This is a genomic window from Serratia marcescens (genome assembly GCF_001902635.1).
Classification (GTDB): domain Bacteria; phylum Pseudomonadota; class Gammaproteobacteria; order Enterobacterales; family Enterobacteriaceae; genus Serratia; species Serratia marcescens_F.
This window is the reverse complement of sequence record NZ_MJAO01000010.1, coordinates 23863-43256: the sequence shown is the minus strand read 5'-3', so window position 1 is coordinate 43256 and position 19394 is coordinate 23863. Positions and strand designations below refer to the sequence as shown.

General features: G+C 49.7%; 18 protein-coding genes, 2 pseudogenes and 1 riboswitch. Of the genes and pseudogenes, 1 reads left to right on the top strand and 19 read right to left on the bottom strand.

The window, feature by feature from the left end:
* Positions 1 to 50: 50 nt before the first annotated feature.
* The 15 genes and pseudogenes from BHU62_RS11735 to BHU62_RS11665 all read right to left on the bottom strand — a co-directional run bounded on the left by BHU62_RS11735 (position 51) and on the right by BHU62_RS11665 (position 14498).
* Positions 51 to 458, bottom strand: a complete 408-nt coding sequence (locus tag BHU62_RS11735; protein ID WP_073532169.1) for an ester cyclase — start codon at positions 456 to 458, stop codon at positions 51 to 53.
* Positions 459 to 652: 194 nt separating this feature from the next.
* The gene (locus tag BHU62_RS11730; RefSeq protein WP_073532168.1) at positions 653 to 2341 is read right to left on the bottom strand and encodes a non-ribosomal peptide synthetase; all 1689 of its coding nucleotides are present in this window, start codon (positions 2339 to 2341) and stop codon (positions 653 to 655) included.
* A gap of 88 nt (positions 2342 to 2429) precedes the next feature.
* Entirely contained in the window at positions 2430 to 3998 is a 1569-nt protein-coding gene (locus BHU62_RS11725) for an AMP-binding protein (RefSeq protein WP_078062050.1), read from the bottom strand.
* Positions 3985 to 4254, bottom strand: coding sequence for a hypothetical protein (locus tag BHU62_RS11720; protein ID WP_073532166.1), 270 nt, complete (start codon positions 4252 to 4254; stop codon positions 3985 to 3987). Before BHU62_RS11720 ends, BHU62_RS11725 begins: the two co-directional genes overlap by 14 nt.
* A gap of 108 nt (positions 4255 to 4362) precedes the next feature.
* Positions 4363 to 5988: a phenylalanine aminomutase (D-beta-phenylalanine forming) gene (locus tag BHU62_RS11715; RefSeq protein ID WP_088776053.1), complete on the bottom strand. Its 1626-nt coding sequence runs from the start codon at positions 5986 to 5988 to the stop codon at positions 4363 to 4365.
* A gap of 293 nt (positions 5989 to 6281) precedes the next feature.
* Positions 6282 to 6677, bottom strand: a complete 396-nt coding sequence (locus tag BHU62_RS11710; protein ID WP_073532165.1) for a hypothetical protein — start codon at positions 6675 to 6677, stop codon at positions 6282 to 6284.
* On the bottom strand, positions 6677 to 7504 hold the full coding sequence (locus tag BHU62_RS11705) for a transglutaminase domain-containing protein (RefSeq protein WP_073532164.1): 828 nt from the start codon (positions 7502 to 7504) through the stop codon (positions 6677 to 6679). The genes BHU62_RS11710 and BHU62_RS11705 overlap by 1 nt, the downstream gene beginning before the upstream one ends.
* A 1-nt stretch (position 7505) precedes the next feature.
* Positions 7506 to 7838 carry a hypothetical protein gene (locus BHU62_RS11700; RefSeq protein WP_078062049.1) on the bottom strand — a complete coding sequence of 111 codons (333 nt, stop codon included), beginning with the start codon at positions 7836 to 7838 and terminating at the stop codon, positions 7506 to 7508.
* A gap of 122 nt (positions 7839 to 7960) precedes the next feature.
* Complete coding sequence (locus BHU62_RS11695) at positions 7961 to 10165, bottom strand: beta-ketoacyl-[acyl-carrier-protein] synthase family protein (RefSeq protein WP_078062048.1); 2205 nt, start codon at positions 10163 to 10165, stop codon at positions 7961 to 7963.
* 20 nt (positions 10166 to 10185) lie between these two features.
* Entirely contained in the window at positions 10186 to 10935 is a 750-nt protein-coding gene (locus tag BHU62_RS11690) for an SDR family NAD(P)-dependent oxidoreductase (RefSeq protein ID WP_073532161.1), read from the bottom strand.
* Positions 10928 to 11596, bottom strand: a complete 669-nt coding sequence (locus BHU62_RS11685) for a hypothetical protein (RefSeq protein ID WP_073532160.1) — start codon at positions 11594 to 11596, stop codon at positions 10928 to 10930. The genes BHU62_RS11690 and BHU62_RS11685 overlap by 8 nt, the downstream gene beginning before the upstream one ends.
* A 106-nt stretch (positions 11597 to 11702) precedes the next feature.
* Positions 11703 to 11987, bottom strand: a complete 285-nt coding sequence (locus BHU62_RS11680; protein WP_073532159.1) for a hypothetical protein — start codon at positions 11985 to 11987, stop codon at positions 11703 to 11705.
* 279 nt (positions 11988 to 12266) lie between these two features.
* Entirely contained in the window at positions 12267 to 12674 is a 408-nt protein-coding gene (locus BHU62_RS11675; protein WP_073532158.1) for a hypothetical protein, read from the bottom strand.
* A 602-nt stretch (positions 12675 to 13276) separates the two neighbouring features.
* Positions 13277 to 13564 (bottom strand): annotated as a pseudogene (locus BHU62_RS11670) (hypothetical protein); the annotation flags it as partial.
* A 19-nt stretch (positions 13565 to 13583) separates the two neighbouring features.
* A complete protein-coding gene (locus BHU62_RS11665; RefSeq protein ID WP_073532156.1) occupies positions 13584 to 14498 on the bottom strand; it encodes a LysR family transcriptional regulator in 915 nt (304 codons plus the stop codon).
* Between the two features lie 250 nt (positions 14499 to 14748).
* Between BHU62_RS11665 and BHU62_RS25395 the strand changes: the two are divergent.
* Positions 14749 to 15096, top strand: a pseudogene (locus BHU62_RS25395) (IS3 family transposase); the annotation flags it as partial.
* Positions 15097 to 15147: 51 nt separating this feature from the next.
* Here BHU62_RS25395 and gap read toward each other — a convergent pair.
* The 4 genes from gap to BHU62_RS11635 all read right to left on the bottom strand — a co-directional run bounded on the left by gap (position 15148) and on the right by BHU62_RS11635 (position 19107).
* On the bottom strand, positions 15148 to 16158 hold the full coding sequence (gene gap / locus BHU62_RS11650; RefSeq protein WP_073532154.1) for a type I glyceraldehyde-3-phosphate dehydrogenase: 1011 nt from the start codon (positions 16156 to 16158) through the stop codon (positions 15148 to 15150).
* Between the two features lie 77 nt (positions 16159 to 16235).
* Positions 16236 to 17210 (bottom strand): GlxA family transcriptional regulator, encoded by a 975-nt coding sequence (locus BHU62_RS11645; RefSeq protein WP_073532284.1) that lies wholly within the window; start codon positions 17208 to 17210, stop codon positions 16236 to 16238.
* A 126-nt stretch (positions 17211 to 17336) separates the two neighbouring features.
* Positions 17337 to 18071, bottom strand: a complete 735-nt coding sequence (locus BHU62_RS11640) for an SDR family NAD(P)-dependent oxidoreductase (protein ID WP_073532153.1) — start codon at positions 18069 to 18071, stop codon at positions 17337 to 17339.
* Between the two features lie 13 nt (positions 18072 to 18084).
* On the bottom strand, positions 18085 to 19107 hold the full coding sequence (locus BHU62_RS11635) for an LLM class flavin-dependent oxidoreductase (protein ID WP_073532152.1): 1023 nt from the start codon (positions 19105 to 19107) through the stop codon (positions 18085 to 18087).
* Between the two features lie 150 nt (positions 19108 to 19257).
* Positions 19258 to 19360, top strand: a riboswitch (TPP riboswitch).
* Positions 19361 to 19394 lie beyond the last annotated feature (34 nt).

Sequence of the window (19394 nt, the reverse complement as noted above, 5' to 3'; positions counted from 1 at the left end):
TACCTGTTGTCATAGGCATAGGATATACATCCTATGCCCAGGTTATCGGATTATGCTGACTGTTGTTTTAGCCAAATTTCGCTGTACATTTCGTCATCGACCATGAACCATAGCTCTGCGACTTTCCCATCAACAAATCGTTTTTCTACCATGATTTCAATATCACGGGGCTGGCTTTCACCTTTCAACGTGGCCTGCCGATTAAGGCGAGCATAGGTGCGGTCACCGACAGCAAAGATCGATTCGATCGACGTTGAGATCGACGCGTGTTTTTCAACAAATTCAGCCATCCCCCCTTTCATCTCTTCAACCTGCAGCGTTTTACCTCTTAAATGGCACTTCGCCCCCTTATGGTAATAGTCGTTAACCACCGGGCAGTTGCCTGTATCAAAAACATCGGTGTACAGTGACTTTACAATTTCAATGTGCTTCAGTTCGGTTTCATTATATTCAGTCATAATACAGCTCCATTTGTATAACGCCCAATATTGGCGATTTTTTAGATTGATAAATCAGCAAGAAAAACTTACCACCGGGTAATTAACACCCCAGCAGACAATGCCTCTGATTAAAATTTAAAATACATAGCCGCAACAAGAAAAATTAAAAAACTCAATGGCATTAACCGCGAACAGCAACATAAAAACCTGTTTCAGGCATTCACTTTGGCGGCAACCAAGCTATCCACACCTTGCAAAGTTCCTGCGGTATACAGGTCAAGAAGATTGATTTTAATATCAAATTGCTCATTCAGTTTATGACTAAACGTGAGCATAGATAAGGAATCAAAGCCAAGATCAAACAAACCGATATCAAGCTGCTCAACAGGCTTATCCAACACCTGTTCAGCGACACGCTTAACCGACAGTCCGGCGGAGTCGCTTTGACGCATTTCCAGATTTTTTATCGTGTTATTGACCAGGTACTTAGTATCTATTTTGTCATTCTTATTGAGTGGCCACTGCGTGTTTTCAATAAAAAAGTCCGGGAAAGAGAAAGGGCTTAATTGAGTTCGCAGTCGGGCAGTGATCGCATCGAGGCCAGCCGTGTTATCCTGTATTTCGATCAAAGACACAAGATGGTTCTTCCATAAAAAGCACAGTGCTTTCACAACAGACTTATCGCTTTCTATGGTCTTTTCAATGTCATCTAATTCGACTCGGTGCCCATTCAGTTTAACTTGGCGGTCCTGCCGGCCCAGAAAATAAAATTCTTGCTCCAGTGTACACTCGACAATGTCACCGGTGTCGTAATACCGAACACCGTCAATCATCGTAAACACCTTCCCGGTTTCAACGGGGTTATCGTGGTAGCCCACAGACAGCCCATTCCCCGTCACATGCAGTCTGCCAATGCCGGATTTGCGGTATTTTCCGGTAAGCTCATCGAAGAGCAGGTAATCCCCGCCTTCAACCAGTTTGCCTATTGGGATCCGTTTCTCACGTTTCAACTTGTCGAGGTCTAACTTCGCAACGGTGGTGAAAACGGTGTTTTCAGTCGGCCCGTAACCGTTGTATAGCTGCGTCCTGGGTGAACGTTCCAAAAATGCCACCGCAGCGTGAAAATCCACTTTATCTCCACCGACGATCAGATGTCTGAGACGTGCTAATGCGCGGCAATCACCGGACAACATGTGACTCCTGAAGAGGCCGGCCGTCATCCACATACAGGATACGTTGTATTGCTCAATGGCATGAAGAAGACGCACTTCATCCAATACCACCATTTTATCCAACAGCACCAGCGTGCCGCCGGAGAGCAAAGGGGTAAAAATTTCGAAGGTGGACGCATCAAAAGACAACGACGAATAAGACGCCACAACGTCTTCACAACTTAACGAAATGAAAGAGGGTCGATGCAGCAAGTTGAGCACGGAACTCGCCCTGACCTGTACGCCTTTGGGTTCCCCCGTGGAGCCAGATGTATACATGATTGACATCACCCCTTGCTCAACACCGCGAGGAAGTGCCTGCACGCACTCATGATGCGTCAGGATGTGTGAGTCAATCTGCCCGGTATCGAAACACACGTCATTAATCACGCGAACCTGAGGGAACTTCGTCGCGATCTTAGTCAAAAACGAACGGGGTCGGTCGCCATCAACCGGTATAAATGTCACGCCACAGTCTATGGCAGATAACATCAGCACGATGGCTTTCAGTTTATCTTTGACATTGATAATGACCGCTATATCGCTGTGTGAAATTGCTTGATTGCAGATTCCAATGTGCCGATCCAACTCCTTATAAGAATACGCTACCTCATTAAATACGATCGCGTTTTTATGTTCACCATACGCTCTTACCGTACGCAGCAAACTTTTCAAGTCAGCGTCGCTCACCGATTCCCCCTCCTTATTTTTTGATCGTTTGTAATGCGCAAAAGTCTTTTACGCCTCCGAGTGAAGACTCAGCAGGACAAAAGTTGTGTCATTTAATATGTAATGAGATAAGTTTTTTATCGGCCAGACATTCCCTGGTACGGGCGAACTCTGAGTTCACGGAATCTTTGACTTTCTTCCTGTCTAACTTTGAGTTTCTCAGCTTAGGCAGTGAATCAAAAACGGCAAAGACATTTGGAATCATATATTTCGGCAATCGCTTTCTTAATAAGAAAATACATTCCTCAGGATTAACCTGCAACGTATTCTCGTATGAAAGAACCAAGTAGTCTTTGTTGTTATCCGTGTGCTTATGTAGAAAAATATCGCCAATATTCAGTGTATTCTTGATATTCTCCGCGACATCCTGAAGGTGAACTCTAAATCCATTCAGCTTCACCTCATCATCCGAACGGCCAAGGAAGTAGAAAACGCCCTCATCATCCACTTTAACAACATCATTGGTACAATAATATTGAGCATCACCAACAAATATAAACGGGTCATCAACTTGCGATTGATTAATATATCCTTTCATCACTTGCTTGCCGGATATCAATAGCTTCCCCTCTCCGGAAGTTGAGAAACCAGAGCGGGTGTCGAGCAGGTATTGGGTGCCATCAAATGGCTTACCGATACTGATGTCGCCAACTAAGCTATCGAGAGTGATCTCTGAAGAAAAGCAACACATGGTCCCTTCTGTCGGGCCGTATGCATTAATGACTTTCAGATCAGGAATGTTTTCCAGTAATGTCTTTATAGACTGCCCGTGGGGCTTTTCAGCGCCAAACAGGATTAGGTTCAGAGAGTGAAGCTGCTCAAACCCCGTCGCTTCGTTAAGCTGAGGTAAAAGTATTTCTAGCACGGAAGGGACACAGCTCAACCGAGTAATCTGATATTTCTCAATGATGCCAGAGAAAATCGCTGGAATGAAAGGCGCCTTATACAAGTAGACCGAGTGCCCATACAAAGGTGGCACAATACTGTCGAGTATGGTCATATCGAAATACAATGGACCAATTGACAGATAATTTTCTGATTGCTCACTCACATACCGAGGATAGAGCGCGCCTAAGAAAAAATTTAGATTCTCGTGCGTGATTTGAACCCCTTTAGGCTTCCCCGTCGACCCGGAAGTAAAGATGATGTACGCAACGGTATCCATATCGATATCCGTCACATTGCTTTCATAGCGGGTATCATCGCCGATTAATGCACTGGTGCTGCCATTAGATACTATACACTCATGTGGAATTAACAACTTTTGCCTAAAGGCGTTCTCTTCGCCTATATAGGAATCCTCCGCCATGATCATATCAGGTTGAAGATCTGACATGATCATCGCCAAACGATTGGCGGGCAGGCTTTTATCTAATGGACAGAACGCGACGCCTTGCAATAAGCACGCATAGAAAAGAGCATACTCTGAAAATGATTTATCCAAAAATGAAACAACTGTTTTACCTTGAGTCACGCCCCTTGATTCAAGGTAATTCATTATCATAACCATTTCCAAATACAGCTCTGAAAATGTCATTTCCCTTTCAAAATCGTAATAAGCAATATTATCATTGCCCTTAAATCGCCTTATCATCGACAATAGGTTATTTTCTGTCATCTTCGGCCTTTTTATTGATTGCAGAGTGCACCCAGGAGACCACTTTGTCTAACGTGGTTAAATACTTTTCATCGCCAATATTATTGCCAAATGACAGGCCATATTCTTTATTTATGTTGAAGACAAACTGAAGAATATCCACCGAATCGAGGATATCCCTTAATTTAGTCTCTCCGGCAATCTCTACGCTATCACCGCAGTGGTTTATTACCCTAATTTGATTTTTTAGCACTTGTTCAATCTCATGCTTTTCCATATTCGGCTATCCAAGATCATTCGTTCTGTGATCCGCTACCGCGGATCACCTAAGTCAGCAACACGATCGGCTTAGAGGGCTAAGTCACGATCGTTATCGCTCCCATCGTTAAATATCGCGATTTTTCGTTAACACGGTGTGAGCAATGGATTCGATGTAATCTGTAATGGTTTTATCTTCTGCCAGATAAGGCACAAGCGTGCGAGTTTGTTCGTAGAGCACACGCGTTCGTTTCGATAAGCCGGCAGCGCCACGAATATCGACAGCCTGACAAGCACACAGTAATTCGAACGAGACCACATATTTGAGATTCTTTAACTGTTCTCTTACGCGGCGTGCGGCAACCAATCCAAAGGAGACAATGTCTTGAAAGTCTCCGGTGGTGCTAAGCGACTGTATTGACATCGGCATACAGGAAGCTCTGGATTCGGCGGTAATCGACGCGGTCATAAATTGGCCGCCCATCAGCCCCAAACGTAATCCCGCATTTTCTGCGCACAGAAACGGGGGTAAACCGTTGCTGTTGGACTTATCCATAAATCGGTCGATGCGACGGTTGGCCAGGTTCATGATCGTCACCAGCGCAATATTCAGGTGATCCATGGCCATTGATACGTATTGACCATGGAAGTGCCCATTATGGAATACCTCCTCGGTAGTTTGATCAATCAACGGGTTGTCGTTGGAAGAGTTCAGCTCGTTAATCAACGTCTGTTTAATATTCTTGAGGCTATCCGCAACGGGTCCAAGAATTTGAGGTGTACAACGGACCGAATACGCGTCCTCGATCTGATGATTACTTGCTTTGACTAAGCCATCCATTTCCTCAGCAATCATCTTTTCGACTTCATGCTCATTCACGGCCAGCGACGAATCAGCCAATGTGTCCCATATGGTGGTGGCAACGTCAAGCTGCCCTGGATGCGGCTTCATGCGGTGTACGGCGGGTTCAAACGGTTTCATTTTCCCGTGTAGACCTTCAATCGACAACGAGGTAACGGTCAGGTAGGTGTCGAATAGCTGTTTCGCTTCGTCATACAGTAATACCCCTAAACCCACCATGGCTGACGTGCCATTGATCAGGGCCAGGCCTTCTTTAAAGCTGAGCTCCATCGGCGAGATCCCCGCTTTTTTGAGCGCTGCGGCCCCGCTCATCTGCTCGCCTTGATAACGCGCTTTCCACTGGCCTGTGCAAACCAGCGCAATGGCTGCCAGCGGCCCCAGATCGCCACTTGTCCCTAGCGAACCTTTTTCAGGGATGCAGGGGACTACCCCCTGGTTATAAATTTCGATTAACTTCTTGAAGTTAGCGATCGAAATGGCCGAATTGCCACGAGACAATGAGACGATGCGCGCCAGCATCGCGGCCCGGACCGTCGTATCGTCGAAATATTTCCCCACATTGGTTGCGACGGCATTAATTAAGTTGTTCTGTAGCTCATTGGCTTTAGCAATAGGAACGATATAGTTGACGAACCCCCCCATACTCGTATTGACGCCGTAAATCACTCGGTCGTCTGACACCATCTTCTCCAGGATGTCGCGCGATTTTGTTACCCTATTTACGACGCCCTCATCGACGGTGACAGGTTGATGATGCCTCGCCGCGTATGCGATCTCCTCCAAGGAAACATCTTTACCCGATGAGATGTGGAAGCTTGTCATTTCAACTTGAGACACGTTTTCTTCACGAGAAACAACAGATTTATTATAACTTTCGTTTGCAATACTCATGTTCATCCACCAATTATTTTCTACTAGCATTAGCCCCGCCGCATTTAAATATAAATGCAGCTTGGGCGGTTTTTCGTTTAATGTCGACGCGTTATAAACGTAGAGACCCGTTACATGTGTTAACTGTAAGTTTTTTCTGACGACATGATAAAAATAAAACTCCGTATTTTAAATTAAAATACATCTCAAACCGTGCAGACTAACGGGTTAACAGCGCTGCGCTTTGCATTCAATGCAATTTTCATCGAATTGGAATACTCACGTTCCTGGGATGCCCATTAAGGGAATCAGTTTCAATCTGAGTTAGACAGCAGAATGTGACAAGATAGGATCGAGTGGTTGGTGCTGGTGAACGCTTCGCAGTGATATAAATATTTCTTATCAAGACGGCTGACCATTTTTGTGACTAAGCGGTAGTCGGGCATAATATCGCCAGATTGCTGAACATGGAGATCATCCAAACCGACTAAATAGCCATTGTAATCAGGATCCAGTCGGTTTTTTATATGAATGCCAGCTGCCTGAGCTAATGATTCGACAATCAGAGGCCATGCGTTCTGGCAACACTGCTTGTATGTCTTCTCTTCAGAGAAATCCGCCCTAGCCGTCATTTCATGCTCTGACATATCCTCAACAGTTCCAATAAAAGAAAAAGGTTGAGCATGAGCCCCCTTCATAAAATCTAGCATTACTTGTAATCTCTTTGATACGGATGGAAGTTAATGAACCCTTCAAATTCAAGATTAATGCTGTTCATCTCTTTTTGACTTTCATCGATACTTTCAATGATCTCGTCCACTAATTGAGGTTCGTTCACATACTGCTTAAAGTCAAAGTAGTCCCAGTAAAACAGTTCCACTTTATGTAAAGCCAAAACGTCCTGCAGCGTCCTCCACACGAATCGTTCTAGCCCAAGGATCTTTCTGTACGAACGATGGTGAATGGCATCGAGATCTAAATCACCGCACCGATACTTTTTCCAGAGATCGGTAAAGAGATTGGACTTGTTTCTCGGAATGTTATCGAATTCAAAATCGACAAAGGGTTGAGTTTGGTTTTTCTCAACGATCTCGTGCGTGACAGTTGGGTCTAGGATCTGCCATTTTTCATTTGAAGCACACCAGTATTCAAGGACTATGTGTTCCGCATAGGAATTGGGTTCAAAATATTCACACAGGCAGAATCGATAGCGTGCCGGGATCGACAACTCACGCATGATGCCAAGGCATAGCAATGAAATGGTTTGGCAATTGCCAATTATTTTCTTTTCAAAAGGATTCTCTATTCTTGAATCCAGCCCTCGTCTCTTCGCTTCTTGTAGGACTTCCGTAACCGTTCGCAGTTCGTAGTCTTTGTGCCGGAACAAAGGGATCTTGTGAGCATTGACACCGCTTTGATGCTCGACAAGATTCCGACAACGTTGAGCAATACTCAGGAGAGAGTCTCCATCCACGTCGAGATGAGACGCCGCATCGCCTAAGGCCGTAATATCTGATTGAGTTGAGTAATCGATCATATTATTGCGCTTTTATGTAACTGACTTTGAGTACTTTGCCTGTGTCATTTTTGACGGTGCAAACGACTTTACCCGGCATATCATTGATTTTAACGATGACTTTTTCGTTGGGCAGGACGGTATTGTAAAACCGTGCATTATCAATCCCAACAATATCCGATGTCCCTATTTTGAGCAGATTGCCATATATGGTATCTAACAACAGCACACCCGGAACAACCGGGTTATTAGGAAAATGCCCTTCAAAAAAAAGACAGTCGCTGTTAAATAGCATAGAGAATGATCCATTAGAGACGGTGTCAATAATAGCCCCATGCGTATTTTTGTAGCTCATAACCCTCCCCCCAAGACCTTATAATATTCAATCAGAAAGCAGAATTTGAATGGAAAGGCGGCAGAACGCTTCACTCTCTACAATAAAATCAAAGCACTGCCTATCCTTTTCATTAATAAAAACTACCTCACCAGACAGTCTTTACCAGAAATGATGCATGCTCCCACATTAGAAGACAGATCAATGGATATCACCAATACATTGCTCTTGACGCCCGTCGAAATCATCTCCGTTGCGTCAACGATATGTGTCATAAAGTCGGATGAGAGCCTCTTGTCATTCTTACTCTCCACAACCAGATGGGGGTGGTATTGGCTCAACACGTGCTTCACCCCGTCGACGATGCCGTTGTCCACCAACGCATTTGATACGAGACACAGCTCTATTTCAGTCAAACTAATGCAGGCTTCTTCACAAGATTCGAGGATGAGTCGTTCCAGGAGGCGATAGAACTTTTCATCATTCCTGAGTACCAATCCGTTGTAGGACGAATGAAGCATGCTTCGAACCCACGCTGCGGGCGCATGATCACATTTGGAAAGTTGCTCCCGGCTCGAAAGAAGAAGGGCCGCACTTCCTTTGGCCATCGTATAGTCTGGCGCGGCAATAAATTGATGAATAAGATTTTCTTGAACCGGTGTCACATCGTCACTTGAACAGGCAATCATAAAATCTTGCGTATCACTTCTCAGCAGATCCACGGTATACTCGAACGCCGCTGTCGGACTGCACAGCACCGTTGAGTGACCGATAATCTTGTGCGCGATAGACACCTGACCACAAGTGGCACTGACAATATGTCCTGGAAAGTGGCGCGCGCTTGCATACTTGGGATCACCCTCATAGATCGACGTTAGGAAACTTTCTAGACATCGTTGTGGGCGTTGCGAGTTGCCAGTAACCACCCCTGCTCTGGCATTACTTTGTAAGGCCTGTTCAAAACCATTCATCACATCGCCTACCGACTCGATGCAATATTTGATTTCCGGTGAATCGCGTTTGAACCTTTTGTCTTGCAAATGAATTTTGCATTCGTCCTTAACAACGCCCATTGTTGTGTCAATAACCGTCTTTGCCACCCCGTCATTCGCGCTTGCTTTCAGGATAGGTATTGCTGACTTAGTGTATTTGGGTTCTCGTTCATTCGTTTGCTTAGTCACAACAACGGCACTGTTACTGCCACCAAAGCCAAAACTGCTGGCCAGGACGGTACGGACTTTATCGCTAGGGTAATCCCTGTAGTTCAGGTTTATGGGGCTGCACCCTTCTCGCAGCTCTCTCAGGTTGTTGTTTTCTGGCGTGATGCCCACATCCAGCAAGGACAAGACACTAATCAGTTCTACGATGCCAGATGCCCCTAAGGTATGGCCGTAAAATGGCTTCATTACGCTGATTGGCACATCGAGACCAAATAATTTCTCGTACGCTTTTGACTCTGGGATATCGTTTGCCCCCGTGCCGGTAGCATGCGCTGAAATCAAATCGACATCATTTCTGCTCAGGCCTGCAGCCGATAATGCCGCATCAATGGCTTGAATCGCCCCAACGCCATTCGGCTCTGGGGAGGTTTCGTGATACGCATCGCTGGAGGCCCCGTAGCCGGTGATTAGCCACTTATTATGAGCATTATCTTTGTTCTTGGTGAGTATGAGGATGCCCGCCCCCTCCCCTAAGTTGATCCCTGCGGGTTTAGAAAACGGCGAGCAGCGGCCTTCATTTAACGCACTTAGGCTGTTGAAGCCGGCCACCACGGGGAGATCAACGCAATCAGAACCTCCGCAAATCACCACATCCGCTTTATCGGAGTGAAGCAGATCCGTCGCGATCCCTACTGCGGTTAAGCTCGAAGAGCAAGCGGAAGATACGATAATTTTCTTCCCTTGGATATTGTAACGCGCGGCAATGGCGTTCCCGCAATGGGATAACATTGAGGACATCAGTTCACCGTACGATACGGTGTCCTGCTCATTGTTCAGCATCTTATTAAACATTTTTACATAGCTGTCGGTGCCGGAATTATAGCTGCCTAATACGACAGATATTCGACTCGCATCGTACTCTGCCAGGTTTATTCCCGCGTCTTTGACAGCGGCTTCCGCCGCTCTTAAGGCAAAAATGGAGGCATTATTCACCCAACCTTGCTTGCCAAAAGGTTCCGTACACTTTTTATCGAATACGGACACGGTTGCATTCTTAATCCCCAACTCATTATATTCATGGTTGTTAATTAACCGATGATGGTCTGTAGAAAAACGTGTTAATTCGTTTAATTCAGTAACAGGTGGGGTGTATAGCCCCATACCAGAAATTACGATTGAACCGTTCATTATCCTACCTTATTAAATCTCTAACAAAACTTCCCGCCATCAATATGGATAACTTGGCCAGTCATGTAATTACAGTGGTCACCACACAGCAATTGCACAATTGAACTCACGTCTTTTACGCAGCCTGTTCGCTTTATCGCTGACACCTGCAACACGTGGGAGTACGTACTTTCAGGAAGATCATGGGTCATATCCGTATCGATGTAGCCCGGCGCAACGGCATTCACAAATATATTGTGGCTGGCAAGCGTTCTGGCACATAAGCGAGTAAAACCATTCACTCCAGCTTTCGTCACGCTGTAAGCGACCTGGCCTGCATTTCCGCACAGAGAGGTGTTAGATGATATGTTAACGACTCGCCCTGGTTCATCATTCCTGGTGGACTTTTTCAAAGAGGGTACCGTCGCCAGCGTCATGTTTATCACGCCTTGAAGGTTGGTCGACAACACGGCTTTGTTTTCCGCTTCGTCGCAATTTACGAATTGTTTACTTAGCGTCACCCCGGCATTATTCACCAGAACATTAATGGTCCCGTACTCTCGTTCAACCGCTTCGACGACTGACTGACACATGTGAAAGTCTTGGACGTCCAGCTGATGCACGGAACAAGATACATGGTTTTCTTCCAGCGTCTGTCTGACCTGCTCTGCGCTATGGGCATCACGTGTATACGTCAAAGCCACATGGGTGTTTTCAGAGACGAACTCCATACAGATCGCTCTTCCGATCCCTCTTCCCCCTCCAGTGACGAGTACTACTTTCTTAGACATAGTCAACCACTCCATTTCCTAACCGTATCGTCGCCCCATTAATCGGGAAATTATTTTCAATCATCGATAAAATAAAATTAGAAACATCCAAGTAGCTATTTGACTTATATTTTAATGCGTAGTTTTTTAAAAGCTCTTTGCTCTGCCTATTGAGGTTTAGCTCTTTTAACTCGGGTTGAATAACCAGTGAGTTGAAATACATATTGTAACGAGAGTATTCTTTTGCCAGAGATTTCGACATTGATATCACGGCTTCGTTGTATGTGGGTGAGCTATCATTCCCATCCAAGTAACCAAACGAATCGTCTTTTAACAAAAAGAAAAACTTGCAGTTATCTAACTTCATGTTAGTCAAAACCACTCGCTTTATCATCTTCATTAAATAATGTATATCATCAACTAACCTGCTTGAGAAAATATTATTGTCACCATAGGTGACATCGTCATTAAATATTGATCTCAAGCACTCCTCTTCATTATATCTTAGATCAACAATAACATTGTTGTAGGTCTGGCCATCCGTTTCCAGCTTCTTTACCCAACCTTCTTTCACATCATCGGTATCATTCAATGAGAACACGTCGACGCCGTCCTCAGTGAGGTTATCCTCTAAGCAATCAGCGATTGCTGATTGATAATTTTTTATAATGAGTGTTTTCATGTTGTCTAGTACTACCTACGGGTTGAAAAATCAGCCCCCAAGACATTTAGGGTGTGAAATAAAACTCAATTTCAGCTGACTTGAATAGCTATCTATCGGATGGTTCTCAGCTAACGCCACATTTATCGATAACCAACTCAGCCAGGGTCAGCGGAGATTGACAATGTTTTTCCATCAATTCCTTCGTGATCGTCCCCAAGTCAATACCGTATTCTTTCTGGATCCCAACGAAAATATCCAGAACATCGACAGAGTCTAATGCTAAGCCTTCCTCTGACAATAAAAGAGTGTCATCTTTAATGTCTGACAATTCATGCCCCCACTCGCTGAGTTCGAGATCTTCAAAGATAATTTTTTCTTTTATATTGGTGATAATTTCATTTTTATTCATAATTTCCCTACCTATCCTTAATTAATTGGGTGAGATTAAATTCTTAGTTAAGAATTAAGTGATTAGATAATACCTTCAATTATATTGAAGTATTATGTTGATTGTCTTCATTTCGATATAAATCTGCCAAACGGCGTAATGTATCTGATGCCTCACAGAGCAGGAGGCTTGATTAAGCTAATATTTTTCACGGGCCGTTAACTGCCCATTTGCGCGACGCAACCTCTCTATAGGCATACACTCGTTCACGTCACGGCGGACATAAGGAGGAAATACGATTTATACACCGACGGATGCAAAGCGGACGGCCTCTTTTCGGCGAACGAACTGGGTCCAGTTATCTTCGGTCAACGACCTATTATTCTGCTTGCGACGTTCTTTTTTGAGTTTCCTGAACAGGTTTCGATTAGCGACGTCACGCAGATCCGCACCGGAATGGTTCAGTATTGGAGAGTGCAATTTACTGAACAATATTTTCTTTTCCGCAACGACTTTGCTCTCAGGGATATTCCAACTGTGATAGGAGGAACGATCAGCGCATTGGACTAAGGCAGCATACAGAAACGTGTTGCCTTCGGAACCGAAATATTTAATGCGAAGAATGCGTGAAGAGGTAGAAATTTTATTACCGAGCTGAACGGGAATATCAGAGGTCATTGATGTTAAATAGACAATTCGTAGAACCATATCATAGCACTCCTTATTGTGTATTACGCTACATCCAAAAGGGCACCTGGCAGTGCCCATGCCGCTTCTTTGGTTTAAGGTCTCGAAACGGTCGCTGATCCTATTTTGCTGTTTGCTTCGCCAGTTGTAGAGCTGAGCTTCATATAAGCTCGCGGGCGGCGGCTATCCCAAGTTTAAGGACTTCCTCGCGGAATTCAGGGGGTACTGCTTGCGTGTTTTTTGAGGCTCGACGATAGAGTTGTCATGTGAGCGACCTCTGGTTGAGAGTTTGCTCACTGAGTCGCGTGTCCACTATTGCGGGGTAAGATCACGCGACCAATATATACCGTTTTTTCCCGTCCCTTATCGGTAACGGTCTGCGCCTTCGGTTATAGCGCCGTATTTAGTTAGGGCATGTTTAACGTCCCCCCTGCGCCCCTCTCGGCGCTTTGGGACTACAACCCACGAGACTAAAAGCGTATTAACTCGGGTGGTCATCCATCTCTTTAAAGGATTTCAGATGCTACTCTAGTTCGTGATGTTTTTAGGTTTCACTGCATAGACAACATCTTCATATGACACTAATCACCCAGTAAACTACATACATATTACATACCCGAACATTGGGAAAACGACGTCCACAGGCGCATGTTCAATGGAGAGCCCGCTTTTCCCATCCTTTTCAGTCCCTGCAATGGTGCGCCGCCGTCGGCAAACGCTGCCACACGGCGGTCACTCAACTGCCCACCGTTGGTAAAGCCGGCCACCCTCACCGGCTGACGACTGCGTTCCAGCAGGGGGCCCTCATAACCGTTTTTAATTAATGCCTGGACTGTTGCCTGGCCAATCACACCGCCGCCGATAGTCACAATGCTTTTTTCATAAGCTGATATAAGCGCCGATACATTCATGGCGCTTATATGAAAGCATTTAGACTAGAGAAACAATTGACTTTTCTTTTTCAGGGTATAACTCCAGGTTAATCTCCCTGAGCTGGCTACGTAGCTGTTTGCAGAGGAAATCGACAAATTTTTGTGTGACAGGGCTGAGGGTGGCATCAGAGCGACGCAGCAGGTAGAGGTCAATCTTCATCGGCGGTGAAATCTGATGGATCATCTCTGGCGGCAGACTATGGCGGGCGGAGAAAATGTCGGTGATGCTGCATCCCACTCCGCGTTTCACAAATTCCATCGCCATGTAACAGGTCTCCACGTTCAGCCGGGGGGTGGAAAAAACCCGGCGAGTGGCGATGGCGGTGGAAAGCGAGTGTAGACCAGGGGAAATCCAGCGCTGCTGGTCAATGCTATCAATCTCGACGGCGCCCTGCCGATAATCCTTGTCAACATAGACTAAGGGCACTTCGGCTATCAGCGTGGCCATGATTTCACCCTGCTGAACGGGCTGCATCGTCAGGGCAAGATCGATTTCGCGCAGGTCCAATTTTTTGACCAGCGTCTCAGTGTGCTCGGTGGTTAATGTCATCACCAGATTGCTGTTCTGTTGATAGAAATCGGTGGCGATTTCCGGTACCAGGCTCAAACCCAGGCACGGTAAGCAGCCTAAGGTGAATTTTGCCCGAGGATCGCGGGCCAGATTGTCAGCCAGTAAACGTAAGTTAGACAGATCCTGATAGATACCCTGGGCCTTTTCGAAAAGCTCGAGCGCTTCGCGGCTGGGCAATAACTTGCCGCGGACCCGCTGAAAGAGCTTAAAACCGAGCTTCAGTTCCGCGTTTTTCAGCGATTTACTGGCGGCTGGCTGAGAGATGTTCAGTGATTCCGCCGCACGTGAAAGCGAACCGCATGTCATCACGGTGTAGAAAATTTCCAGATGGCGAAGTTTCATAGACTGTTCATCCAAGTTTATGGGTGACAAAAAAATTTCACTTAATGACAACAATAAATCATCATAAATTCAACCACCGAACAGCGCTAAACTTATTTTTTGTGCTAACAAAACATCAGACTTGGTTCACAATGGCGCACGCCTGACCTCCATCCTCTGTTCGCTAGCCATGTCCAAAAAACGTGAGATTTTAGGAAGTATTCCATTTAAACGGCCCATATATTTTTAGAGATCTTCCGACATACTGATTATGTCCCCTGAGGAGATCGCCATACGTAAAGAGCACCCGATCATCGCCGTTCTGCAGTTTGTTGAAGCCGGATGTACCGCCAAAGATGTGTGCCGCGGCCACTATCTCGGATAGCCGGGTACTGAAGGACATCATCGGAAAAAGCGTTAAAAGCCTAAGCTTGTCGGCCATCTGACCGCGCAATTTGCGATGAGACTACGCCAGGCATGCAGGGCGTTAGCGCTGGGCAGGACGGGGTTCCGTTACCAGCCCGATACACGGCGTGATGAAACGGTGAGCCAGGCGCTGACTGAAACGGCTGAACGCTATCCGCGATACGGATTTAAGCCGCTTTTTCAGATAATTCGATTGAGGAAGCCCGCTTGAGGAAACTTAAGCGGGCTTTTTGCTCTCGGGCGTTTACAGCCCACGTTTTTCCATCAGCAGCGCCAAATCGACCAAGCGATTGGAGAAGCCCCACTCGTTGTCATACCAGGCGAGCACTTTCACCAGGTTACCGCCGATCACCAGCGTGGACAGCCCGTCGATGATCGACGAGCGCGCGTCACCCCGGTAGTCGCTCGACACCAGCGGTTCATCGCTGTACCCCAGGATCCCTTTCAGCGGGCCGGACGCCGCCGCCGCGCGGAAAGCGGCGTTGATCTCCTCCACCGTCGCCGGGCGTTTCAGCGTCACCGTCAGATCGACGATGGAGACAACCGGCACCGGCACCCGCAGCGAGTAACCGGTCAACCGACCATCCAGCGCCGGGATCACCTTGCCAAGCGCCTTGGCCGCGCCGCTGGAATAAGGCACGATCGACTCTGCCGCCGCCCGCGCGCCGCGCAGATCTTTTTCCGGCTGATCGTGCAGCGCCTGGCTGTTGGTATAGGCATGGGTGGTGTTCATCAAGCCGTATTCGATGCCGAAAGTCTGATGCAGCACCTGCGCGGCGGGCGCCAGCCCGTTGGTGGTGCAGCTGCCGTTGCTGACCACTTTATGCAGCGCCGGATCGTAGAGATGGTCGTTAACCCCCATCACCAGCGTGATGTCGTCGTTCTTGGCCGGCGCCGAGATAATCACCCGCTTGGCGCCGCCGTGCGTGATGTGCACTTCCGCCTTGGCTTTATCGGTAAAGAAGCCCGTCGCTTCGATCACCACGTCCACGCCCACGCTGCTCCAGGGGATCTCGGCGGGATCGCGCTGCGAAAACACCTGGATCGGCCGGCCATCCAGCAGCAGCTGGTTGTCGCCGGCTTCCACCCTGGCCGCCAGCGTGCCGGAAAGCGTGTCGTATTTCAGCAGGTGTGCCAGCGTTTTGCTGTCCGTCAGATCGTTGATCGCCACCACTTCAAAATCGCTGCGCCCCAGCGCCGCGCGCAGCACGTTGCGCCCGATCCTGCCAAAGCCATTAATGCCTACTCTCACCATGATGCTCTCCTCGTTTTGGGCTTTACCTCAAATCTAGCCCTGCCCCGCAGCGGCGTAAATGACGTTTACCAATCAATTTACGCCAACTTGCGCGCATGGAAGCGTTCACGGTATTCACTCGGGGTCAGCTGCAGTTTCCGCTCAAACACCCGACGCAGGTTAAGGCCGTTGCCGAAGCCGGTGGCCAGCGCGATCTGTTCGATGCCCTCCGCGCTCTGCTCCAGGCGCTGCCTGGCGGTATGCAACCGCCCCTCTTCGACGAATTTGGCGGGAGAAATGCCCGTCTCGCGGGTGAATACGCGGGTAAAGTTGCGCGGGCTCATCGCCACGCGTTCGGCCAACCGATCGACGCTGAGATCGTCGGCGAGGTTTTCCAGGATCCAGGACTGCAGATCGCGGATCGGGCCCGGCGATTTGGCCTGGTTGAGCGGGTAGCGGCTGAACTGCGCCTGCCCGCCGGGGCGGCGCAGAAACATCACCAGATCTTGCGCCACTTCGCGCGCCTGCACGAAGCCATAGTCGTCCTCCACCAGCGCCAGCGTCAGGTCGAAGCCGGAGCTGACGCCGCCGGAGGTCCAGATCGGCCCATCCTGCACGTAGATCGGGCCGTTCTCGACCTGCACCCGTGGAAAGCGCACCTGCAGCGTTTCCGCCAGCCGCCAGTGGGTGGTCGCCCGCCGCCCGTCCAGCAACCCGGCTTCGGCCAGCAGCAGAGCCCCGCCGCAGACCGAGGCGATACGGCGCGCCTGCGGCGCCGCGCGGCGCAGCCAATCCGCCACCAGGGCGCCCTCTGCGTCGGTCGCCCCCTTGCCGGCGACGATGATCGTATCGCGCGGCAGGCCCGGATCGAGATCCGCCAGTCGATGATCGGCCAACAGGCTCAGCCCGGACAGGCCGTGCACCACCCGATGGGATTGCGTGGTGGCGACCGCGATCTGATACAGCGGCGCCTCGGCAGGGCTCAGGCGATTGGCCTGCATCAGGATATCGGCGATGCCCGCCGCTTCGAACAGCATGCCCCCTTCAGGGACGATAATCAGGAATGTATGCATGGCGATAATAGGAAGAAAGAGCAAAACAGGTCAGACAGCCACTGTATAAGAAAAGCCTCGCCGGTTCACCCTGCGGGCATAAAAAAGCCCGCCGGCAAGCACCGACGGGCCGGCAAATCACTGCCCTCAAACCTGCGGCAGGCTCACCCCGCTGGCGCGCGCCAATTGCGCCAGCAGCGCCGTCTGAAACGCTTCGTCATGCACCGCGGCGTGGGGATCGAACCGTTGCTGATGGTGCCAATAGCTGCCGGACGCCAGGGCCTGCGGCTCATCGCTGGTCACCAGCCACGCCTGCGTCACATGCCCCAGCGCCAGATCGTCGGGCGCATCCGCACCGCCCATTTTGGTCGGCACCCAGCCCGGATCGACCGCGCTGCTGATGACGCCGGGCCACAGGCGCGCCACGGCGGCGGCCAGCGCGGTGACGAACAGCTTGCTGTCCGAATAAGAGCCGGCTGCGCCGCCGAGCCAATCCACGCCGTTCAGTTCCGGCACGCCGTCAAAGTGCATGCTGCTGCTCAGGTAGACGATACGTTCGGGGCGTTCGATCAGGGCCGTCAGCATGTAGGGCGCAATGACGTTCACCGGCATCACCTGCGGCCCGGTAAACATACCGGCGTTGTGGATCACCGCGTCCGGGCGGCCAAGGCGATTGACCTGCTCGGCGAGCTGCCGGATCTGCTGCACATCGGACAGATCGCCGAGCACCGCCTGCGCACCCCGATCCAGCAGATCGCGCACCGCCTCCAGCCGGCCGGGCTCACGCGCATGCAAAATAACCTGATGCCCTTCGTCCAACAGCGTTTGCGCGGCGGCGCGGCCCAGTCCGTCCACCGAGCCGGTAATGAAAATACGTGACATGCCAAGCCTCCGTTTAACGCCAGCCAAGCGCCGGCGCAATATGGGTTAAAATCGATTCGATGACGTGGGCGTTGTAATCCACGCCCAGTTGGTTAGGCACGGTCAGCAGCAATGTATCCGCTTCGGCGATGGCCTCGTCCTGCGCCAGCTGTTTGATCAGCACGTCCGGTTCGGCGGCATAGCTGCGGCCGAAGATCGCCCGCGTCTGCGCGTCGATATACCCCAGCTGGTCGCCCTCCTTGCCGCTGCCGCCGAAGTAATTGCGATCCCGCTGATCCACCAGCGCGAAGATGCTGCGGCTCACGGAAACCCGCGGCTCACGCGCATGGCCGGCCTCTTGCCAGGCGGCGCGGTAGGCGCGGATCTGCTTGGCCTGCTGGATGTGGAAGGGTTCGCCGGTCTCATCGTTCTTGAGCGTCGAACTTTGCAGGTTCATGCCCAGCTTCGCCGCCCAGACGGCGGTCGCATTCGAACCGGCGCCCCACCAGATGCGGTCGCGCAGCCCGGCGGAAAATGGCTCCGGCCGCAGCAGGCCGGGCGGATTCGGGAACATCGGCTGTGGATTGGGTTCGGCGAACCCTTCGCCGCGCAGCGCTTCCAGAAACACTTCGGTGTGGCGGCGGGCCATGTCCGCGTCGGTCTCGCCGTCGGCCGGGGCATAGCCGAAATAGCGCCAACCGTCGATCACCTGCTCCGGCGAGCCGCGGCTGATGCCGAGCTGCAAACGCCCGCCGGCGATCAGATCCGCCGCACCGGCGTCTTCGACCATGTACAGCGGGTTTTCATAGCGCATGTCGATCACGCCGGTACCGATCTCGATGCGTTGGGTTTTGGCGCCGATGGCGGCCAGCAGCGGGAACGGCGATCCCAGCTGGCGCGCAAAATGGTGCACGCGAAAATAGGCGCCGTCCGCCCCCAGATCTTCGGCGGCGACCGCCAGATCGATTGACTGCAGCAGCGCATCCGCCGCGGAACGGGTGCCGGACTGGGCGGAAGGCGACCAGTGGCCAAACGAGAGAAAACCAATCTTTTTCATCGGGCATCGTCCTCAAAGGCAAAATCATCGGCCTACAGTGACAAAAATCGCGCGCCCTGCGCCAGCAAAATCGCCCCCGATCGCACTAAACGAACCGATTGCCGCCGCGCCGCCCGGCGATTGTAATCAAAAAACAAATGTCGTATAACAAGCAGCTCCGAGGGGTGTCCTGTTACGGGCTGAGATGGTGCAAGCCGAACCCTTTGAACCTGATCTGGGTCATGCCAGCGAAGGGACGGTTAGGCAACAGCACTATTACCCGTTGCCTGTTCATACCCCAGCGTGCC